At 68.3% G+C, this 23657-nt stretch carries 16 protein-coding genes; 7 read left to right on the top strand and 9 right to left on the bottom strand.

Going from position 1 to position 23657, the window contains the following annotated elements:
- Nucleotides 1–518 precede the first annotated feature (518 nt).
- From O7635_RS24690 to eccD, 4 genes are read right to left on the bottom strand one after another with little or no spacing between them, the layout of a single operon-like run.
- Complete coding sequence (locus O7635_RS24690; protein WP_278082841.1) at nt 519–1196, bottom strand: hypothetical protein; 678 nt, start codon at nt 1194–1196, stop codon at nt 519–521.
- Complete coding sequence (locus O7635_RS24685) at nt 1193–1552, bottom strand: hypothetical protein (RefSeq protein ID WP_278082840.1); 360 nt, start codon at nt 1550–1552, stop codon at nt 1193–1195. Before O7635_RS24685 ends, O7635_RS24690 begins: the two co-directional genes overlap by 4 nt.
- Complete coding sequence (gene eccB / locus O7635_RS24680; protein WP_278082839.1) at nt 1549–2964, bottom strand: type VII secretion protein EccB; 1416 nt, start codon at nt 2962–2964, stop codon at nt 1549–1551. The genes O7635_RS24685 and eccB overlap by 4 nt, the downstream gene beginning before the upstream one ends.
- Nucleotides 2965–2969: 5 nt before the next feature.
- Nucleotides 2970–4298, bottom strand: coding sequence for a type VII secretion integral membrane protein EccD (gene eccD, locus O7635_RS24675; RefSeq protein WP_278082838.1), 1329 nt, complete (start codon nt 4296–4298; stop codon nt 2970–2972).
- Between the two features lie 156 nt (nt 4299–4454).
- On the opposite strand from eccD, the gene eccCa reads away from it, so the two are divergent.
- The 3 genes from eccCa to O7635_RS24660 are packed head-to-tail and all read left to right on the top strand — an operon-like array spanning nt 4455 to nt 9015.
- A complete protein-coding gene (gene eccCa, locus O7635_RS24670) occupies nt 4455–8390 on the top strand; it encodes a type VII secretion protein EccCa (RefSeq protein ID WP_278082837.1) in 3936 nt (1311 codons plus the stop codon).
- Nucleotides 8391–8407: 17 nt separating this feature from the next.
- Nucleotides 8408–8737, top strand: a complete 330-nt coding sequence (locus O7635_RS24665) for a WXG100 family type VII secretion target (RefSeq protein ID WP_278082836.1) — start codon at nt 8408–8410, stop codon at nt 8735–8737.
- Nucleotides 8734–9015, top strand: coding sequence for a WXG100 family type VII secretion target (locus O7635_RS24660; RefSeq protein WP_278082835.1), 282 nt, complete (start codon nt 8734–8736; stop codon nt 9013–9015). Before O7635_RS24665 ends, O7635_RS24660 begins: the two co-directional genes overlap by 4 nt.
- Here O7635_RS24660 and O7635_RS24655 read toward each other — a convergent pair.
- The 4 genes from O7635_RS24655 to O7635_RS24640 form a co-directional block, all read right to left on the bottom strand.
- Entirely contained in the window at nt 9003–9605 is a 603-nt protein-coding gene (locus O7635_RS24655) for a hypothetical protein (RefSeq protein ID WP_278082834.1), read from the bottom strand. The genes O7635_RS24660 and O7635_RS24655 overlap by 13 nt on opposite strands.
- Complete coding sequence (locus O7635_RS24650; RefSeq protein ID WP_278082833.1) at nt 9602–9910, bottom strand: hypothetical protein; 309 nt, start codon at nt 9908–9910, stop codon at nt 9602–9604. Before O7635_RS24650 ends, O7635_RS24655 begins: the two co-directional genes overlap by 4 nt.
- Entirely contained in the window at nt 9897–14627 is a 4731-nt protein-coding gene (locus tag O7635_RS24645; protein WP_278082832.1) for a caspase family protein, read from the bottom strand. The genes O7635_RS24650 and O7635_RS24645 overlap by 14 nt, the downstream gene beginning before the upstream one ends.
- A 1054-nt stretch (nt 14628–15681) precedes the next feature.
- Nucleotides 15682–16092 (bottom strand): helix-turn-helix domain-containing protein, encoded by a 411-nt coding sequence (locus tag O7635_RS24640; RefSeq protein WP_278082831.1) that lies wholly within the window; start codon nt 16090–16092, stop codon nt 15682–15684.
- A 158-nt stretch (nt 16093–16250) separates the two neighbouring features.
- Here O7635_RS24640 and O7635_RS24635 point away from each other — a divergent pair, with 158 nt between their 5' ends.
- From O7635_RS24635 to O7635_RS24620, 4 genes are all read left to right on the top strand, one after another.
- Nucleotides 16251–16751, top strand: a complete 501-nt coding sequence (locus O7635_RS24635) for a pyridoxamine 5'-phosphate oxidase family protein (protein WP_278082830.1) — start codon at nt 16251–16253, stop codon at nt 16749–16751.
- A 2-nt stretch (nt 16752–16753) separates the two neighbouring features.
- On the top strand, nt 16754–18331 hold the full coding sequence (locus tag O7635_RS24630; RefSeq protein ID WP_278082829.1) for an MFS transporter: 1578 nt from the start codon (nt 16754–16756) through the stop codon (nt 18329–18331).
- A gap of 131 nt (nt 18332–18462) precedes the next feature.
- The gene (locus tag O7635_RS24625) at nt 18463–20985 is read left to right on the top strand and encodes a helix-turn-helix domain-containing protein (RefSeq protein WP_278082828.1); all 2523 of its coding nucleotides are present in this window, start codon (nt 18463–18465) and stop codon (nt 20983–20985) included.
- 182 nt (nt 20986–21167) lie between these two features.
- Complete coding sequence (locus tag O7635_RS24620) at nt 21168–21887, top strand: BTAD domain-containing putative transcriptional regulator (RefSeq protein ID WP_278082827.1); 720 nt, start codon at nt 21168–21170, stop codon at nt 21885–21887.
- Between the two features lie 42 nt (nt 21888–21929).
- Here the strand turns inward: O7635_RS24620 and O7635_RS24615 are convergent, their stop codons facing one another.
- A complete protein-coding gene (locus O7635_RS24615) occupies nt 21930–23633 on the bottom strand; it encodes a VCBS repeat-containing protein (protein WP_278082826.1) in 1704 nt (567 codons plus the stop codon).
- Nucleotides 23634–23657 lie beyond the last annotated feature (24 nt).

The following is a 23657-nucleotide window of genomic DNA, read 5'->3' as shown; positions in this document are numbered from 1 at the left end:
GCACACGGCAGGGCGCGTTACCGCTGCCGACATGGCCACACGAGCGCCAGCGCCCCACGACCCGACCGGTCCAAGACCTTGTACGTCCGTTAAGACCACCTTCTCCAGCGGGCCCGCGCCCAGCTGGCACCGCGCATAGTCGAAAAAACCTACGGCAGCGACTCCGCCGGGCTCGCCATACCGCTACGCGTCCGCGGCATCACGATCGTCTGCACCGCTGTCGGCGTCACCCTCGATCTTGGGGTCGACGAAGTCCCCACCGAAGACATCCACGAAACGTGAAAGCCTTTGGCGGGGTTAAAGTGTCCGAGGGGCCACACGAACCGATACCCAGCGGGGGTATCGCCTGGCTGGCACGATTCTGCTATCCGACTAGTCCAGCCATCAACATCGCACGCCGTCGGCCGGGGGAACCGGCTCGCCTTACGACTGGCCAGTCTGCTTACTGATCTTGGCGGCCCTCGGCGATGTCGTCCGAAACCTTCACCGAGCGGACCGCAAGGGTCTTACGGAGACGTTCAGTGCCGGCGGTTGATATCCGGTCCGGCGGATATCACCAATGCCATCAGGTCGTGCAGCTGGTCATCGAGTTCGTCGAGACGCCGTTTCGCCCTTTCAAGGCCTGCGCTGCTCATATCGGCCGACCGCTGATGCCCGAGAAATTGCCCGATCACACCGACGCTGGCATCGATACCACCGCTCTCACTCGCGCCGAAACCGCCGTCGATGACGTCTCCTCCCGCGTCGTCGCCACCCAGCACGCCGCCACCGATGACGCCGATTCCGGCGCCGCCATATTCGTCGGCGTCGCCGATCACGGCGGGAACCGCTCCGGGACGAACACCGGGGTAGTCGTCGAATTCGGGCAGCCCCTCGGAGAGACGTTCGCGCTCGATCTCGAACTGGGCTTCGTCGATGTGGTTGGCCATCCGCATGAGCGCGCTGCGCACCGAGTGGGCACCCTCCCCGAAGTCGCGGCACGACTGCCTGATGTTTGTGACATTATCGCGGAATCGGTCACCGGCCTGGCTGGTCCACTCGTCTGCCAGCCGTTGGAGATCGCGTTCCAGATCGTCCCTGATATTCAGCGCGAGGTCACCGAGCGAGCCCCAAATGTTCGCGATGTTGGCGACGACGTTGTGATCCGCCGTCTGGGCGAGCGCGTGGATCTCGGGGAGAGTTGGTTCGTCGGTCATGTGTCACGCCCCTTGAGATGCCGGGTAGCTGAATCAAATCTCTCGTAGGCCTGCATGACCTGCAGGCGGGAGGCCTCGTCGACGACGCGGTAGTAGTTGATAAAGGTAGCGGTCAATGTAATGGCGGCCGAGTAGACGTCGCAGAGCCGGGTTAGTTGCCCGTAATAGGCCGCGCAGATCTCGGCGTACTCACGGGCCCGCTGCTGGGAGCGCGGGGTGTCGAGGAGCGGAAGAGGCTGCTGTTGCAGTGCCTCAAGGACGGGAAGCTGGGAGCTGAGATCGCGCAATTGGCCCCGCAGCCGGTCGGCGAAGCGCTGAAGCTCCGCCAGGTTGGGGGTGGTGCCGTGGTCGGTCACCGCCCGACCTCTGCAGACGGCGTCGGGCTCGGGTTCGGGTCGCCGCCGATGCCCTGCACCGAGACGGTCTCGGTCGCCGCGGCCCGGCTAAGATCGGGCCCGCGCGGAAGCGCGTCGATCAATCCCGGCGCAACGCTCACGACGGCCGCCTCACCCAGGCCGAGTGCGTGCAGCGACGCTCGGTCGATCACCCGATAGCGCACCCCTTGGTTGTCGACCAGCCAAATCTCGTCACCGTTGGCCGCTCGCACCAACGCCCCACGACCCTCCGGAATAACCGCACCGTCAACCGTGCCCCGGGCGGCCGGGCGACCGGACGGCGGGGGGCGGACGGCCGCCGGCAGGGACTCGAGCAGCCTCACCGTCGTCGACGTCTGCGCGTCACCGGATTCCCGGTGCTCCGCGCAGACCACGGCCGTGTCCGGATCGGCCGGCCGGGCTATTTCGGGCATGGTCGCCGGCAGTCCGACTGGCAGCAGGGAAGTCTGGGACAGCAGGGTGACGGCGGCGGCAGTAATGGTGCGCGGTTCGCTGCCAGGTGTGCCCCGAAGCCGCAACAGGCGATAGGTCGGCTCCGCCACGCGGGCGAGGCCGTCGCCGAGCAGGACGTAGTATTCCTGCTCGCCGCTGAGCTGGAACAGTTGACCGATCGGCGCATTCTCGCCACCGACCCTGGGGCCAGCACTCCCTGCACCTGGGATTGCTGGGGCGGCGAGGGCCGGACCTTCGGGCAGAGCATCGACGAAAGTCTGTGGGACGCTGACGGGCGTTATCCCTGCGAAACCAAGCGCAGCCAGGACGGCGGCGTCGCTGCGGTCATAGCGCAGCCGGCGGCCCTCCCAGAGCAGGTATCCCTCGCTAGGCCCCGCCGCAGCTAACAGGCCGCCGGCCAAAGGCGCCGCGCTGGGCAGCACGGGCGTGCCGATGATCGCGGTGCTGGTTGTGTGCCCACCCCCCGTCGACGACCGGCACACGGTCCAAGGCAACGCTCGCAGCCGGTCGGCGGTCGGCACCTCGTCCGGCGCGCCGAGGATGCCGATCGGGGGTCCGATCGCCGCTTCAACGAGAACCCGGTGCGGAATCCGACGGGTGTCGACCGACGCGTCGCCGAGAATGAGGCGTGCGGATGCGTAATTGATCACCGGGCGTAGCAGCTGCGCGCGGTAGACGTAACGACTTCCGGTGTCGCGGTCGATGACCAGCACGGACTCGTCACGCCAGGTCGGCACCGCAGCGCCGGTGAGACCGTACACCGCGACCCCAGCCGCGATGATCGCGGTGACGAACACGCCGGCCAAGAGCAGGTATGTGCGACGCGGCGAGAGTGCGTCGGCGTCACCGGCGACGAACGCGCTCTGAACTCGTCGCATGGCGCTCTGGTACGCCGTGAGTTGCTGCTGGCGGCTCGGCATCGCGCCTACCTTGCAGCCGTCGCTAGGACGGCGTCGAACAGCCCGCACACGAGTGCGGTCAAGGGGATCAGCGCGATCACGCACAGCGCCTCGACGATGTCACCGGCCCTCGGCCAGAAGAGCGACCCGCGCTGGTCCCGGTGGGTGGCGGCGACCGACACCGCCGTGATGCCACTGGCCAAGGCAAGAACCGCCAGTACGACAGGCGTCGCGGCCGGGAGAGCCCGGAGGCAGGCCACACCCGCAAGGAAGATCGTCGCGGCGGCGCCCACGAGGTGGATCAGGCGCGGTGCGGCGTGCAGGTAGGCGCGCGCCCGGAGACTCAGCAGCACGCCCGCGGTAGCCGACAGGGCAGCGCCGGCGCGGGTGGGCGTGATCGCGCCCACAGTCGCGCAGCCGACGATGGTCAGCACAGCGGCGGAAAGTATGCCGTTGAGCACGTGACCGGCGAGGTGGACCCGGCGGAAAACCGATACCCGATCGGGCGCCGCGAGTTCGGCGGTGTCGGTCTCGACGGTGGCGATCGGCACCGCGACGAACCGGAGGGCGAGGAACGGCGCGGCGAGGCCGAGGCCTACGGCGGCCGTCATCATGATCGCAGCCGCCTGCACCGCGGTCATCACAGACATGGTCAGCGTTGCGCCGAGAGCGAGGGCCATGCCGGCGCCTATGACGGCGACGAAGACCGCCGACGACTGGCCCACCCCGACGAGGCCCGTTGCGGCGAGGACGATCAACGCCGCAGCACCGACGAGCAGTCCGGGCGCGCGTAGCGGTTCGATGCCCATCGCCATCGGCAGTGTGAGCACCGCCATCGGCAGCGCGGCGGCGGCGGCGGCCGCGCCGAGCATCGCGTCGCCCAGGGCCCGACTCAGCAGGATGCCCACTGCGACGGCGGTGACGACGGCGACCAACCCGATCGCACCCAACATCATGGACGGTCGCGCCAGTGGGATCGAGATCATCACCGTTTCACCGATGGCGATGGCTGCGACGGTTGACACGCGGGCGATCGAGCGGGTCCACAGGGGCTCGGCTTCGACCCGGGCCGCCACCACCATGTCGGCGACGTCATCGAACACGACGGACGGTGCGCGGTCGGGGTGGGTCAGCATGATCAGATCACCGTCCACCAGACCGGCAGCAACCGGGGTTCGTCCGGTGTCAAGTGGCCTGCCGTCGGGGCGTACCAGGATCCACCCACCCGCGTCGAGTCCATTTTCCACACCCGAGATCGTCGGCAGGAGGAACGGCGCTAAATCGGCGAGCGTAATGTCGTCAGGAACGGCGACATCGACGCGGCGGTCCGGCGTGATCACTGTCAGCCGGCACAAGCTGTCCACTGTATTGTCTGCCACGTCAGCTGAACCTCCGTCTGCGGCACCACCCACGCCACGCGCCACGTTACCTATGATGGCGGACACTACGAAACGCTACGTGGCGGCGTTACGAGCCACTTCGAGCCGCACAAGCCTGCGGAAGGAGGCGGCGTGAGCATCGTGACCATACGCCGTCCGCCGCGGCGGTCGGGTCCCGCTATGCCCAGTGGCGAAATTCTGTTGGAATCCCCGCCGAAGCTTCCGCAGGAGACGCCCGATTCAGCACTGCTGATGACCATGCTGCCGTCCATCGTGGCGCTCGCGGGCGTCGCGGTGATCTTCGCGATCCCGGCCAGTGGTGGCGTCACCTACGTCGCCGGAGCTCTCGTCGGGATCGCCGCCTTGGGCCAGTTGGTGAATCAAATGGGTAGGCCGGTCGACCGCGCCGGTCGCACCCTCGATGCTGACCGTAGACGTTACCTTCGATATCTAGCCTCGGTCCGCCGACGGGTACGGAAGGCCGCCGAGCAGCAATCCGCATCGCAGCGCTGGCGTCACCCGGAGCCCGCCGCGCTCTGGTCCTTCGCCGGTGGCAAAAGGATGTGGGAGCGTCGCTCGCACGACGACGACTTCGGGCACGTGCGGATCGGCACCGGCCCGCAGAGGCTCGCCGTCGATCTGATCACGCCGGAGACCGGTCCGGTCGAAGACCTCGAGCCAATGTCGGCGGCGGCAATGCGGCGGTTCGTCGCCGCCCATGCCGTCGTGCCAGACCTCCCGGTCTCATTGTCCCTGCGCGCGTTCAGCCGGGTCGTCGTCGCCGGCCCGAGGCCCGACTGCCTCGACCTCGTGCGCGCGATGCTGTGCGCCGCCGCAGTGCTGCACAGCCCAGAGGACCTGCGGATTCTCGTCGTTACCAGCCCGGACCGCCGCGCCGACTGGGACTGGGTCAAGTGGCTGCCGCACACCGGGGCGCTGCCGGTCGGGTCCCGTGGCCAAGGCATCTTCCACACCGACGTGACGGCCGCCGAGTCGGAGCTCGGCGGGTTGCTTCCCGGAAGGCCCAGATTCAGTCCGTCGGCCAAAGAACTCACCTCCGAACCGCACGTAGTCCTAATTGTCGACGGCGCAGATACCGGGCGCGGCGAGCTGTTGGCGGCGCCCGGCCTGCTCGGCACCACGGTGGTCGACCTCTCCGGTCGGGTGCCCAAAGACGTAGGCCGTTGGCTGCTTAAGCTGTCCGTCTCCGACACCAAACTCACCGTCGATCAGGGCACGCGCACCACGACGATCGGGTCTCCCGACCAGCTGAGCGAGCCGCAGGCGCGCGCGGTGGCGCGTAGCCTCGCTCCCTATCGCATGCCGGGCCCGGCGGAGTCGGACATTCCGCTCTTCGACTCCGACGCTAGCGACCTGCTCGGCTTGAGTGATCTCGCGAGCTTCGATATCGAGCGGGCTTGGCGCGAACGGCCGCCTGCCGACCGGCTGCGCGTCCTGCTCGGCACCGGTCCGACCGGCCAACCTGTCGAGATCGATCTGAAGGAGTCGGCTCAAGGTGGCCATGGCCCTCACGGTCTGCTTGTCGGCGCCACCGGGTCGGGGAAGAGCGAGCTGCTGCGGACGATCGTCGCCAGTCTCGTCCTGCGGCACTCGCCGGCCGACCTCAACCTAGTGCTCGTCGACTTCAAGGGCGGTGCGACGTTCACGTCGCTCGACCAGCTGCCACACACCAGCGCGGTGATCACCAACCTCGCGGAGGACCTCGGGCTCGTCGAGCGTATGCAGCAGGCACTCGGCGGCGAGCTGCTGCGGCGCCAAGAACTGCTGCGGGCCAGCGGCAACTACGTCAGCCAGCGCGACTACGAAATGGCCCGCCGGGCCGGCGAGGCACTCCCGCCGCTTCCGTCGCTGCTGATTATCGTCGACGAGTTCAGCGAGCTGCTCTCCGCCAAACCCGACTTCATCGAAACGTTCGTGCAAATCGGCCGAGTGGGCCGGTCACTGGGCGTTCACCTGCTGCTCGCCAGCCAGCGTCTAGAAGAGGGTCGGCTGCGCGGGCTCGACACCCACCTCTCCTACCGCATCGGCCTACGCACATTTTCTGCTGCCGAGAGCCGCATGGTGCTGGGTGTGCCCGACGCATACGAGCTGCCCAGCGCGCCAGGCCACGGCTATCTCCGCTATGGCACCGAGCCGCTGCGTCGATTCCGGGCCGCTTACGTCTCCGGCCCCTATCCCCCGCGCCGCACTTCCCGCGCGGCCGTTGCATTGCCAGCCGAGGTCGACGGATTCGTGGTCGTCGGCCGGCGACCGCTCCTGGAAGCTTCGGGGCCGGCCGACCTGACGCCGACCCCGGACGACCTCCGGCCATCGCTGCTCGAGGCGATCGGCGCACGCGTGGCCGGGCAGGGCTCGCATGCCCACCAAATCTGGCTTCCACCCTTGTCGACGCCGCCCACCCTTACCCAGCTGCTACCACCGTTGCACGCCGACGCCGAACGCGGCCTGCACGCGCCCGCCTGGCCCGGCAACGGCCGGTTCCAGGTTCCGGTTGGCATTGTCGACCTGCCGTTCGAACAACGGCGCGAGCCGCTGCTCGTGGATCTGGCCGGTGCCACCGGCAATGCCGCGGTGGTCGGCACGGCACGGTCGGGCAAGAGCACGCTGACGCGCACCTTGGTCGCGGCACTCGCTTTGACCCACACGCCACGCGAAGCGCGGTTCTACTGCCTCGACTTCGGTGGTAGCGGGCTCTCCGCGCTCGCGGAGCTGCCACATGTGTCGTGCGTGGTCGACCGGCGCGACCCCGACCAGGTTCGGCGCGTCGTCGCACACGTGAAGAACGTGCTGGAGCGCCGGGAGGCTTCATTCGCCGCGGAGGGCATCGACTCGATCGAGACCTACCGCCGACGACACACCGGCGACAGCGGTGACATCTTCCTGGTCATCGACGGGTGGGGCACTCTGTGCAAAGATTTCGACGACCTCGAAGCCGCTGTCACCGGCATTGCTCGCGGCGGCCTCGGCTTCGGCGTGCACGTTCTCGTCACCGCCAACCGTTGGGTCGAGCTGCGCGCCGGCATACGTGACTTCTTCGGTTCCCGACTTGAGCTGCGATTGGGTGATCCGGTCGACTCGGAGATCAACCGCCGCGTCGCGCGGGACGTGCCGGCGACGCCGGGTCGGGGCCTGGCTAGCGGCGGCGCCCATTTCTTGGCGGCGGTAGCACAGGGCGGCGACCTGGTCGGTGCGCCGAGCGCGGAGGCGACTCGTGACCTGGTGAAGACGATCGCCAACGCCTGGCCAGGACCGCCCGCGCCCCGCCTCGACCCGATGCCGGCCCGCCTGACCGCAGCCGCGTTGGTCGCCTTGGCCGCCAACGACTCGCGTGGTCTGCCGGTTGGGCTTGACGTCTATCGACACGAGCCGGTCGTCCTCGACTTCGTCCAGGATCCACACCTGCTCGTGTTCGGCGACGGCGAGAGCGGCAAGACCAACCTCCTCCGGCTCGTCGTCCAGTCGCTCGTAAACCGCTATCCGCCGGCACAGGTCCGCCTGGTGATCATCGATTACCGCCGCGGCCTGCTCGACGCGGTCTCTGGCGAGCACCTGCTCGCTTACGCCCCGTCTGCGAGCGTCGCCACCGAGATCGTCTCCTTCGTGAATGAAGCGATAAAGGGCCGCTTGCCAGGCCCGGACATCACGCCTGACCAGGTCCGTAACCGTAGTTGGTGGCACGGGCCGGAGTTGTTCGTGGTCGTCGACGACTATGACCTGGTAAGCAGCGGCGCCACCAATCCGCTTGCGCCGCTTGCGCCGCTAGTGCCGCAGGCCGTCGACATCGGCCTCCATCTGATCGTCGCGCGCCGAGCGGCCGGCACGTCGCGGGCGCTGTACGAGCGCCTCCTACAGACCATGGTTGAGGTCGACACGCCCACCCTGCTGATGTCCGGCCGCCCGGAGGAGGGTCCCATGCTCGGCAACCGCAGATTCGACCGGTTACCCCCGGGCAGGGGCTGGCTGGTTCGCCGGCGGGAAGCGGACCGACTTGTGCAGACAGCAATGGCGGACCCCGGGGTAGCCTTGACGGAACCGGATGAATCCTGAGCCGGTCGAGGTGGGCAATGGGGAGCTTCGACGCTGACGCTGACGCGGAGGCGTTGCGTAGTGCGGCCGCGGAGGTCGAGGCGGCGCGCTCCGACCTGGAGCACCAGTTGATGCGGGTGCGGGCATCGGTCGACGCCGTCACGGACGGATGGCACGGCGCCGGCGCCGCGGCGTTCGAGGAAGCTATCAGGTTGCTCCACGCCGATTACACGAGGCTCATAGGCGAGCTTGATACGATGGCCGGGTTGCTGCGCCGCATGGATGCCAACTACGTCGCGGCCGACACCACGGCGCGGGAGAGCTTCGACCGGATCGCCCGTAGCCTCGACCGGCGCGGGCCGCTATGACAGACTTCCGTGCCGATCTCGGCCAGCTGGCCCAGCTCGAAGCGGATCTCAGGGACGCGGCACGGGCAGTGCAGGACCGCCTCGACCGGCTGCGTACCAACCTCGACCGGATCGCCTGGGACGGAATCGCGCGCGACCAATTCGACGCCACCCGCGCGCGCTGGGAATCGGCGGCCGACGACCTCACCGCCACACTGCGCCAGCTGACCGACGCCGTGGCCGAGGTTCGCGACCGCATCGCGCGGGTTGAGGAGGACACCCGCGGCTATTTCGGCTGACAGCTGCCCGGGGTGGCGCTGACCAGGCTGCGCGTGTCAAGTACAAGACGGTTCCGGTCTGGGCCAGGGTCGGTGTCGAGCACCAGCTGGCGGGCATCGATCGAGATGATCTCTCCGCACGCCTCGGCGTTGGTAGTGACGACCTTGACGGCGGTGCCTGGGGCGTTGCCGCCCGCTACCCAGGTGACTCCCGTCGCGATGGCGACGAGCGCGACACCGGCCACCAGCAGGCCGGCCGTCCACTTGATCATTCGGCCGATCGCTTTGACCTCGTCGTTCGTCCACGCCTTCAACGCGGGACCCTTCAGCGGAATGTTCTCGGGCCGGCCGCTACTTCCCCGGACCGCGGTTAGCGAGCCGGCGACCAGAGCAATAAACCCCAGCGCCAAGGTGACCAGCACGGCCAATCGGGCGGTGTCACTCAACGCGGCCAGGTCCGCCGGGCCCTTGACGATCGTGATCACCGCGAGGAGCGCCGTCAGGCCGATGAGGGCGGTCCGCCAACCCTCGGCCTGCTTACGCGCGACCTCCAGCTGGCGCCACTTGGCCTGCTGAGCGAGCTGTTCCCAACGCTTGTCATCGAGGTTCACGACGGCACCGTGGCGGACCAGTAGGCGCCGCAGCCGGTGTCGAGCGCCTCCGGCGGCCGGCCATCGTGTGGATAGCCGCAGGCGCAGATGAACGGCTGCTCACCGCTCAGAGGCAGGGTCGTCGTACCGCCCTTAGTGCCCGCTACGCCATAGACGATGTCGTCCTCCGTGGAGCCGCGACAGGCGGGGCAGCGCATCCGCACCCGGATCTGGTCCGAAGTCCGGCTGAGAACCTCGACGGACCCCGCGAAGGTGACGGAGAGCTCGCGAAACGGGGTCTTCTCGTCGTGGTCAGGAGTCGTCATGGTCGTCCTCCAGGGCGGACAGGTCGAAGCCGAACAACGTGGCGTAGTGGCGGAGCCGGCCCACGACGAAGGCGGAGTCGGTGCCGATGGCATTGGCGGCCGCACGCACCGTCTCGGTGGTGATTGGACCAGGCGGCAAGGCGGGCGGCCACCCGTCGTGTCCAACACTCAGCACGATCAGGTCCTGCCACCGGACGACGTCCGCTGTGCAGGCATTCCTCGACATCGCCATCCGAAGTCCGAGCGGCGCGAAGCGAACGAATCGGTCGTAGGTCTCCTCAAGCGTCCAGCCGAACCGGCCGGCGGACCGGACGAGGTGGAGCGGCGTCACCAGGTTGTTGGGTATTGCCCGATCGTTCAAGGCCGCATTGACCGGGAAAATCTCGCTGGTGATCAGGTCCTCGGCAAGGATCACCGCGTCGCGGCCGTCAATCTTGAGATCGTCGGGCACCTCGACGGCCGGGAGGATGGCGCCGATCTCCTTGTACAGGGCGAGGCGTTCCAGAAGGCCATTGATAGACGGCAAGCGGCGTTGGTGGACCGCCGCTACTACCAACGCCTTCGGCGTAGGCGCCTGCCAGCGGGGGCGACCGTCGACATTAACGAGGAGCAGTTGGGCCTGATCGTATTGAGGCGTCCGCCGCCCGAGATCAGGCGGCAGATTGTTGATCCAGGTGAGGTCGAGACAGCCGGCGAAGTAGCTTTCCAGACAGTCGCGTATCGCGCCCAATGTATTTGTGCCTTGTGCCGTCACGGCAACCAGATCCGCCGTGGTCACCTCACCAGACAACCCCAGGACGGGAGCTATCCGCCCGATCGCGGTGACCAACAGCTCAGGGTCGCCGACGTCATCGAGCGCGACGGACAGCAATCCGGCCAACGTCTCGACGAAACCGCGTGCATTGCGAACGCGCTCGATCAATCGCAATTCGAGATCGTTTGGCCTGAAATCATCGAAGGCGTCGACGTCAGGCGCTGCCGATTCGGTGCCAAGTCGGACGAGCAGATCTTCGACCTCGATTGCAACCTCGCCGACCGAACGCCCCTCGGCGCCCGCCACTGCGGCAAGATCGAGGACTGACAGCGGGCGCGACGCCTCGGCGACGAGCCTTCCTACCGCGCTTTGGACATCAGGCACGGTGCCGTCCCAGCCGGACGGCACCAGAGTCCAAGAACCGAACCTGCGCAGACTCCGAGCGGCCTCGGCGATCTCTTGCGGCGACGCCGACCCGTCCTCGACCCACTTCTTGAGCGCTCGCAACGAGTGTCCGCTAGGGTCCGTCAGAAGTAGCATGTCCACCTTCGACGGCACGTAGTCGCTGGCCTGCGCCGGAACATCGTCGCGGGGCCACCACTCCCGCCAGATTTGGCCGACGCTCAGGCCGGTCAGCGCTGCTTCCTGGAACGCCGGGACGAGCCGGCCGTCGTCCAGCATAGGCGCCGAGTTTCGGCTGCCGCTCGTCAACATCTCCAACTCCACCGATGTGAGGCCCGGTGGCCGGATGTCCATCCCCGCGATGACGAACCGCCGGAGCTGCTGAAGCTGACGATTCACTTCCTCGATGGCTCCGCCTTGAGCCCTCCGAAAAACTCGCGCGGCGGCGCGGTATCCGTACACCGCTGCCAGCCATTTGTAATCCGAAGGTTGGATCGTCGGATACCCGTCAAGCCGCTCTGGGGCAAGTTCGTCGACCGTCATTCCGAAGAGTTCTCCCCAAATTCGGCTCCGCCACGGCTTCAGCCACCGGGCCAGGTCGCGGCTCTCCCGATACCACGGCCGGTTCGGCGACAGCTCTCCGTCGCCGGGGAAGCAACCGACCTCCGACACGGCGACGAGCAGGCCTCGCAGATGCGCGTCATAGGGGATGCGCCGGTCTCCGAGCCACCGGACCACTTCGTCGGCCAACTCCGGCTCGGACGCGGCGAGCTGCCAGAGCCACTCCAGGGTGAGACCGTCCCACCGGTCGAGTGCGGGGATCGCGTTCCGCAACGAGTCGCTGGCCCATTGCTGGTCCCACTCCAGCGCCAATGCGCGATCGACGCTCAGGGTGGGGCGGTGCGGGCCGGTCATGTCGAGCACATACCCGAACGGCGCAGACGACAAAGGATCAGTTTGCTTCCTGACCTTGATGCCGTCGGCGAGGAGGGCACCGGGGCCTGACACCCACCACAGGTTGCGTTCCACCTTCAGCGGATCGTGCGCGCCGTCGAGGTGCAGCATGTCGGCCGCCAGTACCACGTCCCGATCGCCTTCCCGGACATGGACGGGGAACTCGGGCAGCACCAGGTGCTGGCGGAGGGTCGCCTCGAGCGAAATCGAGTCGTCGGCCGCCAAGTGCAAGCGGACCACCGTGCCCCCGTCGAGGATGCCCGTGGGTACGTCGTCGGTGGGCTTGATCCGGAAGAGGTTGCCGCTTCCAGCGATTCGCACCTCGAACTTGCTGCCGGTGGTGGCACCGTGCTCGTCCGTGGGGACGGTCCAGACGGAGATCTCCGAGGCAAGCATGAAGTAACTGAACACCCCGATGCCGAATTGGCTGTTCGGGTAAAGCCGAAGCTCGCCCTGGAGCTGACGCCACTGGGCCTGCTCGCGCCGGAACGCTTCGGTGTGAACGAAGCGGGTGCCGGCCTCGGCGAAGACCCGGCCGATGACGTACTCCGTCATGCCGACGCCGTTGTCCTCGCACTCGACGTAGGGCATCCCGCCCTCGACCCCAGCGCGGAAGATGATCCGCAAGGGATACCGCTCGTAGTCCGGGGCGTTGCGGTACATCGCCCGGCGGCGCGCGTTGCGGTACCGGCAGGCGTCGAGCGCGTTTTGGTAGAGCTCCCGGAGCGCGACGGACCGGTTCCCGTACAGCTGGGTGCCCATCAGGAGGTTTCGCACCCGCTCGGAGTCGAGGGAGAACCGGGGCACCGGCACCTGATAGGCCAGACCATCGGCCTTCGTCGACAGAGGGTGGACCGAGGCCCCGGTAATCGGCGTGGCGAGCGCGAGGCGCAGCAGGTCGTCCTCCTTGGCGCCCGGAACACCAGCGATGTCGCGCCGGATCTTCTCCGCCTCGTCGGCCGCGTCGACGAGTGCCACGTGCACTGCGTGGTGACGGCAGGTGGCCCTCAGGTCCCGCCGACTCGGGCCGTCCCAGCGGGCGCCGGCCACGGTCTCCCGCACGTCAACCATGCTGACCGGATCCCGGACCCCTACATGGTCCGGCACGGCCCGGCTCAACCGGCGCAGGTCGATGGCGAGCAAACCGGCGAGCATTGCAAGGCGCCGCAACGACCATGCGCGGCCGATGGCCTCGGGCTCGTCCGGTTGGCGGGCACCGGCCGCGCTACCCACGCCCTGCGCGAGGCTGTGCAGCAGGTCGGCCATCTCCTCCTTATCGCCCTGCCCAGAGTAAGGGCGGCAGACCGCGAGGATTTCGGTAGCGGCGAGCACCCACCCCGTTCGCGCGGTCGGGGCGCTCCAGATGTCCTGCCGGCCGGCGAGCCACCGGTGGACCATCCACATGATCACTGTGGACTCGCTTTCCGGGTCGCCACGCAGGCGCGTAACGTGCCGGCAGAGCTGGTCGTAAGTCGCGTACACGGATTCGAGTTCGTAGCGCAGCCCGGTGCCGAACGTCTGGCGCAGGTCGGTCGGATCGATAGCGGACAGGTCGTACATGCCCAGCGCCAGAATCGACTCGCGCAGGAACGGGGCTAGGATCAGCGCGCACGTCTCCTCCGGCTGCAGGATAACCGGGTGTTGCTCTCCGACGCCGAGTAGGTCGGCCAACCGGTCGAGGACCCGGGCCGGGTAGCGGTCGTCAGTCCAGGCGTCGACCAGCGACACGACGGTGCGTAACCGGTCGCGCTGCCGCACGACCTCCTTGGCGAGCTCTGCGACGCGGTTGGCGAGGGCCTTCTTCAACGCAGCTATGTCGCCGACCGCCGCGCCGTCGATCAGCGCCCAGAGCCGGGTCTGTTCCGCCGCCCTTTCCCACTCCACGACCGTGGCGACGCCGTCGCAGACGATTTCGTCGGATCCGACGAAGTAATCGTGGCTTCCCCGGGCCGTCGGTTTTTGGCCGTATCGGTTGAGCCGCTGGCCGGCTGCCACGATGACCTCTTTCAAGGTACGCGCCGGGTTAAGGCGGCCGATCGCCTCTGCGAGGCCCTGCGCGAAATAGCTACCCCCGTTGGGGTCGTAGCCGCACGTCCGGCCCGGCTCGCACCCGGAGACCAGCACGAACGTACCGTCGGAGAGCTGGCTGAGTGGCTGGCCGAGGCCGTGCCGCTTGATCTCCTCGCCGCCGTCCCGGCAGGCGTCGACGAAGAGCACAACCAAACGAGCCCGGCAATCCTTGACGGCGTGCGTCACGTCGACAGAGATCAACGCCTGCTGGTCGGCCTCGGCGTTGCCGCTCGGCTTGAAGTCGGCGGGCACCAAGTAGTCGCGGTCGCCGACCCGGATCCCGTGGCCGGAGAAGTAAATCACGACGACGCCGCCGGGGTCGGCCGCCTCGCAGACGTTCTTGATCGCCGTGAGGCAGCGGTTCCTCGACGCCTCGCCGATCAGGCTGGTCTGATGGGCACGCTCCTCGACGGTGACGCCGAGGATGGTCAGCTCATAGCGGGATTCGAGCAGCGCGTCGCGCATTCGGGTGAGGTCGTCGTGGACGACGCGATCCGGAATCGGCGCAAAAGCAGCTGCGTCGTCGCACTTGGGCACTCCAATGAGGAGGGCATGCCGACCGGACACGGATCACCTAAACGCCGGGTACGAGAGGTGAGACACATCTTGCCACAACCGCGGTCCATAGTCCCGTCCACAGGAGAGTGGCGATCTCTAGAGCGTCCGGCTCTGGCAGGCGCGGCGTCGGTGACATGGCCGGCGATGATCACCGGGTCCGATCGCTGAGGAGCTAGATGCGGAGGAGCTTCACCCCGTCGGCGCGGGCGCAGAGCACGATCGACCAAACACTGTCCAAGTGGGAGTTCGACGTTCAGAGCGGGTTCTATGCGGCGCAGCCGGATGCGACAGCAGGGGCCTCGGTTTGCTCAAGGTCTTGCCCCGACCTCCCTGGACCGCACCGGCCCCAGTCAGCGACCGTCCACAGGCGGGCGAGAAGCTCAGCAAGTGGACGTTAGCCCTAAGCGTGTCGGGGTTCGACTCGACACGAGCAGCTATGCTCTGAGCTGCGTTGGGTTTGGGTTGATGTCGAGGGGCCACACGAACCGATACCCAAACGGGGTATCGCCTGGCGGGAACGATTGCGCTGCCCGACTAGCCCGATCGCCAACGTCGCAACCCGTCAACCGGCGGATATCTGCTCGCCGAAGCCACGATCCGACCGGGAGCCGGCGCCGTGTCCGACGGGGCCGAGATGGCTTGTCTCTGGGCGATGACCTTCCCGCTAGTCCCCGCACCCTTGAAGTTGTGCAGGACCACCTCCACTTCACGCCGGCCAACCCGGGCAGGACGGTCTTCAGGTGGACGGAAAACCAGAAGGCAGCGGTTGCCGAGAGGCTCATCAAAGCGGGATCTACGAGCGCGAAGACCCGCAGTACGCCGTCGTCCCGCATGCGGTTGAGGCGGTTACGGGGCACGGAGTCGTCGCGGTTCTCGACGGTTCCGCTGACGGCCCCGCCATCGCGTACCGGGCGGACATGGACGCCGTTGATCCGCGTACGGGTCGTCACGAGCGCTGTTCTTCTTGCCACGTTCTCGCCTCCTGATGGCAAGTTGTCGCCACCAGATCGCCAGATCTCAATCCCTGACGGATCTACCGCGTGCCGTCTTCGAGGTCCACGTCGGTGGCGTCCAATGGTTGCCCGCACCCGGCGCAGCGAAGCACCGCGTGCGTCACCTCACCGCAGGCCTGGTGGCGCAGGAGGACCGGTGGCCCGGCCGGGCCGGCGGTCCAGCGATCGCCCCACGCCATCGCGGCGAGCAGGACGGCGCACAGGTCGAAGCCCTTCTCCGTCAACAGGTACTCGAACCGGGGTGGCCTGTCTGAATACTGATGTCGTCGCAGAATCTCCTTTTCGAGTAACCGTCCGAGTCGCTCGGCGAGCACCTTGCGGGAGATCCCGAGATCTCGCTTGAGGTCCTCGAAGCGAACGATGCCGGCGTACACGTCCCGGACGATCAATGCCGTCCACGGCTCGCCGATGATGTCGAACGTGCGCGCCACCGAGCATGCACGGTCGGCGATGTTGGTTCGCTGCACCGATCACCTCCACAGAGTTCCCTCAGGGAACGGTCTTTGGTAACGTCCGTTCCCTGAGGAGACTAACCGTGCTGGCGCCGGTCGTGAAGCCGGACGCCATACCCGTGGGGGAGAACGTTCACATGACAACACCGATGCGCGCCCGACCACTACTCGCCGGCCGATCGACGACATCCTGGACCGAGGCGTTGAGGCGATTCGGCGACGCGAGCACCTACTGGCTCGTGACCACCAGCGCGCAAGGCCGGCCGCACCTGGTGCCGGTGCTCGCCGTGGTCCTGGACGGCACCGCGCACTTCGCGGCGTCCGGCCGCACCCGCAAGGCACGAGACCTCGCCGCAGACCCGCGTTGTGTGATCGGCGCGAGTGGACCGTCGGTCGACATGGTGGTCTACGGCACGGCGACGAAGGTGGCCGACGAGGACCGCCTCCGCGCGCTCGCCGACACCTATGCCAGCAAGTACGGGTGGCAGGTCACACCACGTGACGGCGCGTTCCACGATGCCGAAGGCGCTCCGACAGCGGGCCCCCCGCCCTACGACGTCTACGGCATCACGCCGACCCGAGCGGACGGCTTCGCGACCGACGCCGACGTGGAGCCCACCCGATGGATCGCCGAGTAGCCGTGCGAGGACGACACGCGGATGTCCGGCCCATCCCGACGAGCGCCGGCCGGCGGGAGTGGATCGCGCTGGGCGTACTCGCACTGCCGACCCTCCTGCTCGCCCTTGACCTGAACGTGCTCTACCTGGCACTCCCCCAACTGACCGCCGACCTTGCACCCGACGCCGCCCAACTGCTCTGGATCATGGACATCTACGGGTTCATGATCGCCGGGTTTCTCGTCACCATGGGTACGCTGGGCGACCGGATCGGGCGACGGCGGCTGCTGATGATCGGCGCCGCGGTGTTCGGCGTCGCCTCGGTCGTCGCCGCGTACTCCACCAGCGCCGAAATGCTGATCGGCACCCGGGCGGTGCTCGGCGTCGCCGGCGCGACCCTCATGCCGTCGACGCTGTCCCTGATCAGCGACATGTTCCGCGACCCTCAACAGCGCACCACCGCGATCAGCGTGTGGATGAGCTGCTTCATGATCGGCGCGATCATCGGACCCTTGGTCGGAGGGGCGTTGCTCGAGCACTTCTGGTGGGGCTCCGGCTTCCTGGTCGGCGTACCCGTGATGGTCCTCCTGCTCGTCTCGTCGCCCGCGTTGCTGCCCGAGCATCGCGACCCGCGCGCCGGTTCGTTGGACTTCGTCAGCGTCGGGCTCTCCCTGCTGACGGTGTTGCCGCTGATCTGGGCCGTGAAGGAGGTCGCGCAGGATGGCCTCGGCGCGCCGACCGTGCTGGCAGCGGCGACGGGTGCCATCGCGGGTGTGGCATTCGTGCGTCGACAACGCCGCCTGGACCACCCGCTGCTGGACCTGCGGCTGTTCGCGGACCGCGGCTTCAGCGGCGCGCTCGGCATCATGTTCGTCGGCGGAGGCACCATTGGCGGCATCGCGCTGCTGTTCGCGCAGTACGTCCAGCTCGTACAGGGGCTGTCGCCGCTGCGGGCCGGATTGTGGATGCTGCCCTACGCGGGCACCATGCTCGTCGGCGCGATGCTCGCTCCTCACCTCGTCCGGCGCTGGGGCCCAGCGCGGGTGGTGGCCGGTGGAATGGCGGTCGCCGCCGTCGGATACGCCGTGCTGAGTCAGGTGAGCGCGGTCGGCGATCCGAAGCTGGCGGTGACCGGACTGGCCATCGTCTATCTCGGCTTCGGACCCGCCGCGGTGCTCGGCACTGACCTCATCGTGGGCGCCGCACCGCCCGAGCGGGCCGGCTCGGCGTCGGCGATATCCGAGACCAGCACCGAGCTCGGCGTCGCGGTCGGCGTCGCCCTGCTCGGCTCGCTGGGCACTGCGATCTACCGGGGCGAGATGACCGGGGCCGCCGAGCTCGACCTGCCCAGCCCCGCCCACCATGCCGTCACCGAGTCACTCGCCGGCGCCGCCGCGGTCGCCGCCGAACTGCCGGTGGAGACCGGCACCGAGGTGTTGACCGTGGCCCGGGCGGCGTTCACGGACGGCTTCAACACCGCTGCGGCCGTCAGCGCCGCGGCGGCGGTCGTCCTGATCGTGCTGTCGTCGACGGTGTTGCGTCGGATCGGCGCGGGCGGCGGGCGAGGCCCGGACGGCACCAGTGCTCCCGCTTCGCGGTGACGACCCATGACGGATGACCAGCCGGGCGGTGAGCATGCGACCGCGCTCACCGCCCGGCTGGCGGGCGGGTCTGCTCGCGCCGAGCCCGATTTCGGTATCGTTCCCCGTGGATCAGGGGGAGGTCTACCGCGTTGACGAACACGTTCGCCGTGCTGCTCCGGCGGCACCGGCTCGACCGTCAGCTCACTCAGGAGCAGCTCGCCGAGCGGGCAGGTATCAGTGGCCGTTCCGTGGGAGACATGGAGCGCGGGCCCGCTCGCAGCCCTCGGCCACGCACCGTCGAACGACTCGCGGCGGCGTTGGATCTGACCGGCGAGGCGCGGGAGGAGTTCACCGCCGCAGCGCACCAGCTTTTTTGGGCGAATCGCCCGGGCCAGTCCCATCCCAGCGGCGACGTGCCGCACGCGGCCAGCTCGGCCGGCATCCGGCCACGGCACCTTCCTGCCGACCTTCCGGACTTCGTCGCCCGTGCGGATGAGATCGCGGCGATCTGCCGGACGCTGGACCCTGGTTCTGCCGGCGCCCGCTTGGTCGCCGTCGGTGGGCAGGCCGGCGTGGGAAAGACCGCGTTGGCAGTCCACACCGCTCATCGGCTCGCATCCCGCTTCCCGGATGGACAGCTCTACGCGGCACTGCGCGACGCCGACGGCCGGCCGGCCGATCCCGCCGACGTGCTCGCCAACCTGCTGCGAGCGCTCGGCGACCACGGATCGGCGTTGCCGGCCGGAGCCGACGCGCGCGCCGGACTGTTTCGCGCACGCCTGGCCGGGCGCCGAGTGCTGTTGGTCCTGGACGACGCATGCGGTCATCGCCAGGTGATCCCGTTCGCGCCGCCCGCCGGCAGCGCTGTCCTGGTCACGAGCCGCCTGCCGCTCACCGCGCTGCCTGGAGCCACCGTCGTGGACCTGCGACCGCTGGACACCCCGTCGGCGCTGACCCTCCTCGGCAGCGTGGCCGGCCCCGAGCGGGTGCGCGCCGAGGGAAGAGCGGCGGCCGAGCTGGTCGAGATGTGCGGTGGGCTGCCGTTGGCCGTCCGGATCGCCGCCGCACGACTCGCCGCCCGGCCACATTGGACAATCGAGGCTCTCGGCGAACAGCTGGCCGACGAACGTCGCCGACTCGACGAGCTTCGGCACGTCGACCTGGCGGTACGCCCTGGCCTGCAGCTCGCCTTCGAGGCGCTGTCGCCACCGGCCGCCCGCGGGTTGGCGCTCCTCGGCGCCCTTCGGGTGCCCACGTTTCCCGGGTGGCCGCTGGCCGCTCTGCTCGACGTGTCACCAGCGGACGGCGACCGCGTACTCAACGAGTTGCTCGACGCGCATCTTCTCGACAGTCTCGGCCCCGATGCGGCGGGTCAGCAGCGGTATGGTTTTCACCAGCTGACGCGAATCTTCGCACGGGAGCGGCAGGAGAGCGCGATCGACAGCACGGAGTGGACGACCGCGCTGGATCGAGCCGCGTCCGGATGGCTCGCGTTGGCTCGCCACGCCCAGGACCACCTGAGATGCGAGCGGTTTTATATCGACGACCGAAGCCAGGCCGCGGTCGTCGCCGACCCGCGTGTGGTCGCGCGGGCCGTGAACCAGCCGGTCGAGTGGTTCGAAGCTGAGCGCGAGGCCATCGCCGGTGTCGTCAACGGTTGTGTCGAAGCCGGGTTGACGGCCAACGCATTCGCCATCGCCGGCACCACCGCTGATTTCTACGAGGCACGGGGCCATCACGACGACTGGCGTCGAGTCATGCGGGTGGCGCTCGTGGCGTGCCAGCGTGCGGGTGAGCCGGCTCGGGAGGCGGCCATCCTTCGCGGATTGGGTGCCTGCATGGTGGAGCTCGACGATTCGCCGGCGGCGGTGGAAACCCTGCGCGCGGCGCGGTCGCTCGCCGAGGCGGTCGGTGACAGCGCCGGAGCGGCGATGGCCCGCAGTTACATCGGCGTCATGCTCGGCTTGACCGGTCAGCTCGCCGAGGCAGAAACCGAGCTTCGCGCCTCGGTCGAGCAGTTGCGGGCAGTCGGCCGGCGGCAGACCGAAGCGACGGCGCTGACCAGCCTCAGTTTCGTCCTGCGCCAACAGGGCAGACATGACGAGGCCGTCGACACCGCGCGCAGGTCGCTGCACGTCGCTCGATGGTGCCGTGACCTCTTCGCCCACGCGTACGGCCTGCGCGGCCTGGCCGGAGCTCTCAGGTCAGCCGGCCGGCCGGCGGAGGCACAGGGCGCGGCCCGCCAGGCCGCGAGCCTGTTCGCGCGCATGGGGGATCCCATCCGTTCGGCACAGAGCTTGCGGATCCTCGGAGAATCACTCGCGGGCGAACCCACGAGGTCGGCCGAGGCCCAGGAGACGCTGTCGGAAGCGGCGGCCGTGTTCGACGAGCGGGGAAGCGCCTGGGGCTTGGCGTTGACGGATCTGACACTGGGCGAGGTCGAGCTGGCGCGGGGCGATCGGCGTGGAGTCGAGCGGCTCAGGCGCTCGCTGACGTACTGGACCGAGAAGCGGGTCCCGGCGTTCCGGGCCCGGGCGCTGTTGGCCCTCGGCCACGAGGCTGAGCGAGCCGGGGATCCGGGTGCCAGACAGCTGCTACTCGAGGCTTATGACCTCTACCGGGCGCTCGACACACCGGACGCGGCGGACCTGGCGGAACATCTGGGCCTTTGACCGGACGTCCAGCAGAACGTCCAGCAGAAAATCCTGGCTCCACACCGAGTGCCGGGTTTCCATGAGTCGGTCGCGCACGACGAGAACGACCTGGAATCGAGGTAGACGCGTGTGCATGGACTCGATCGGCATGGGCCGTGATCGGTAGCTCGCTGTCACCGGTGGTCTGTCTCCTGGGGCCGGTGCGGCTATGGGCGGGAAGCACTGATATCGCCGGGCGGTGGGTGAAGCCGCGGATCGTCCTCGCCGTGCTTGCGGTCAACCTCAATCAACCGGTGACCGTGGAGGACCTCGTCGACGCGGTCTGGGACGAACGACCGCCACGAACCGCGCGTAACAGTCTCCAATGGTTGGTATCCACCCTCCGCCGTGGACTCCGCGACGCCTCGCGCGAGCCTGCCGGGCCGATGCTAGCCACCACGCCAACCGGGTATCGACTGTCCGGCTGTTCCGATCACGTGGACCTGTGCCGCTTTCGCGAGCTCATGACAATCGCTCGAAGTCGAGGAGACGATCATGTCGCCGTCGATTACGCGCGGCAGGCGCTGGCGTTGTGGCGGGGAACGGCCCTGGCCGACGTCGGTGGCACGTGGGCGCAGCGCACCCGTCAGGAACTGCGTCGTGAACGAGTCAGTGCGTTGGCCACCTTGTTCGATCTGGAACTGCGCGTAGGTCGCCATCGCGCGGTGGTCGACGAGTTGTGGGCCGCCGCCGAACGTGAGCCGTTGTCCGAAGTGTTGGCGGCCCAGCTGCTGATCGCGTTGAGCCGCTGTGGACGCGACGCCGAGGCGCTCGAGCGATACGCCCAGGTCCGTGAACGCATCATCGATACCGTCGGCGCCGAGCCGGGCCACCTGCTACGTGGCCTGCACGCGCAGATTCTCCGCGGCCAGCTGCGATGACCTGAGCCCCCGGCGGTCGCCGGGGGCCCAGGGGCCGAGCGGTCAGAGCATGGTGCGTGTGCGGCCACCCCAGTCGATGTCGTCCCAACGACGGGTGACGGTGTTGTACGCACCGGCACCCGGGGTGATGGTCCAGACCGCGACGTGCGGCCCGTCGTACTGGTAGAACAGCTGGATGTCGTCGTAACTGGTCGAGCTGATCTGCGTGGCGGTCATGAACGCGGTGTTGCCACCGAAGTCCACGTCGTCCCAGCGCCCGACGGGCGGACCGAACGCGCCGCTGCCCGCGGTGTCCGCGGCTAGCGTGAACAGGCGAACGTGGCCGTCGCCGTAGTCGTAGAACAGCCCGATGTCTGCCTTGTTGTCGCCGTTGACGAACTTGCCGACGGTCATGAACTGCGTGCCGCCGCCCCAGACGGGGCCGTCCCATCGCCGGACCGGTGTCGCGAACCCGCCTCCGGCGGTGCTCGTCAACGTCCAGACGGCCACATGGCGGTCGCCGTAATCGTAGAACAACGCCAGGTCGCTGCGGCCGTCGCCGTTGAAGTCTCCACTGCCGGCGAACTTGGTGTTGCTGCCGAAGTCGGTGTCGTTCCACCGCACGACCGGGGCGCCGAAGCCTCGACCGTCGGCGTCGCTGCCGTCGGCGGTCAACGTCCAGAACGCCGTGCGGCTGCCCGGGTAGTCGTACAGGACACCGATGTCGGCCCGGCCGTCGCCGTTGTAGTCGCCCGTGGTCATGAACGACGTGTTGTTGCCCCAGTCGGTGTCATCCCACCGGCTCTTCGGCGCCTCGAAGCGGTCGCCCAACGACGTCAACGTCCAGAGGGCCACGCGGCCGGGGGTCGGATACTGGTAGAACATCGCCACGTCGGCCTTGCCATCGGCGTTGAAGTCACCGGTCGAGACGTAGCGCGTGTTGCTGCCCCAGTCCACGTCCTCCCACCAACGCACCGGCGGTGTCAGACCACCGCCGGCGACGCCGCGCATCACCCACAGCGCCACCCGGCCGCCGCCGTAGTCGTAGAACAGCCCGACATCGTCCAAGCCGTCGCCGGTGAAGTCGGCGCGCAGCCGCGACGAATCCGTCGAGGGGCGGTATTCGACGGGCTCCTCGGCGCCGGCGGGAGCGATGTAGCCGCGAATGTCGGGTGTCGTTCGGCTGCGCGCCTTAACCGCGTCGTCGGTGTTGCCCTCGATCGTGTTCACTCCGCCTGTGCTGGCGTTGTAGGACACGACGATTCCGACGTGGTCGATGTCGCGGAGCGCGGTGTCGGACATGTTGCCGATGTTGTTGAGGTTGATCCTCGTGCCCTCCCAGTCGAACACCACGGCATCGCCCGGCTTGGGGCGATAGCCGTCACCGACCGGATGCAGGGTGCCTCGCGCGTTCCCGTACTTGGCGAAGGAGAACGCCCAGGCGTTGAGCCCGGCGAGATCGTCGACACCACCGTCCTGCCAGACGAACTTGGCGAAGTTGGCGCACCACTGGTAGTCGTCGCCGCCGCCCCGCCAGCCGCGGCTGTTACACACCGGCCATCCGGTCACCTGACCGCTGTAGTAGGTGCAGTTGTTGCCGTCCTCGTAGTTGCGGCTGCTGTCGTTGAGCTCCCGCTTGGCGGTGGTCACGATGTCGTCCCGTAGGGCGGCGGAGGCAGGGCTCGCGGCCACACCCACGAGGCACACCTGGGCGGCGAGCATGACGCTGATCGCGACTGCCGCCTTGCGGATCGTTCGTCTCGGCATTGAATCCTCTCGGCAAGGGAAGGC

The organism is Asanoa sp. WMMD1127, from assembly GCF_029626225.1.
In the GTDB taxonomy this organism is placed as follows: Bacteria; Actinomycetota; Actinomycetes; order Mycobacteriales; family Micromonosporaceae; genus Asanoa.
The sequence above is the reverse complement of the archived record's forward strand: the minus strand, read 5'-3'. Positions and strand labels throughout refer to the sequence as shown.

Bases quoted from the DNA above. Each gene is read 5' to 3' on its own strand.
- O7635_RS24690 (WP_278082841.1), bottom strand. From the start codon at position 1,196: ATGACCGACGAACCAACTCTCCCCGAGATCCACGCGCTCGCCCAGACG.
- eccB (WP_278082839.1), bottom strand. From the start codon at position 2,964: ATGCCGAGCCGCCAGCAGCAACTCACGGCGTACCAGAGCGCCATGCGA.
- O7635_RS24665 (WP_278082836.1), top strand. From the start codon at position 8,408: ATGGGGAGCTTCGACGCTGACGCTGACGCGGAGGCGTTGCGTAGTGCG.
- O7635_RS24660 (WP_278082835.1), top strand. From the start codon at position 8,734: ATGACAGACTTCCGTGCCGATCTCGGCCAGCTGGCCCAGCTCGAAGCG.
- O7635_RS24650 (WP_278082833.1), bottom strand. From the start codon at position 9,910: ATGACGACTCCTGACCACGACGAGAAGACCCCGTTTCGCGAGCTCTCC.
- O7635_RS24635 (WP_278082830.1), top strand. From the start codon at position 16,251: ATGACAACACCGATGCGCGCCCGACCACTACTCGCCGGCCGATCGACG.
- O7635_RS24615 (WP_278082826.1), bottom strand. From the start codon at position 23,633: ATGCCGAGACGAACGATCCGCAAGGCGGCAGTCGCGATCAGCGTCATG.